Below are 276 nucleotides of genomic sequence, written 5' to 3'. Positions count from 1 at the left end.
AGCGCCTTGAGCACCTTGCGTCGCTCCAGGCTCATCGACGCCGGCATGGTCAGGATCAGTTTGTAGCCGCGTGCGGCGGCGACGAAGGCGAGGCCGATGCCGGTGTTGCCGGAGGTCGGCTCGACCAGGGTCATGCCGGACTTCAGTCTGCCGCTGGCTTCGGCATCCCAGATCATGTTCGCGCCGATCCGGCACTTCACCGAATAGCCGGGGTTGCGCCCTTCGATCTTGGCCAGGATGGTGACGCCGCGCGGGGCGATGCGGTTGATCTGGACC

1 protein-coding gene is annotated in these 276 nt (G+C 66.3%); it reads right to left on the bottom strand.

What is annotated here, in order from left to right; genetic code table 11:
- Positions 1–276: pyridoxal-phosphate dependent enzyme (locus ACLJNW_RS24790; protein WP_410961298.1), on the bottom strand; the 276-nt coding region annotated here is incomplete at both ends.

The organism is Salmonella sp. SAL4457 (assembly GCF_046548235.1).
Taxonomy (GTDB): domain Bacteria; phylum Pseudomonadota; class Gammaproteobacteria; order Enterobacterales; family Enterobacteriaceae; genus Salmonella; species Salmonella enterica.
Note: the sequence above shows the minus strand (reverse complement) of the source record. Positions and strands in the feature narration are given on the sequence as shown.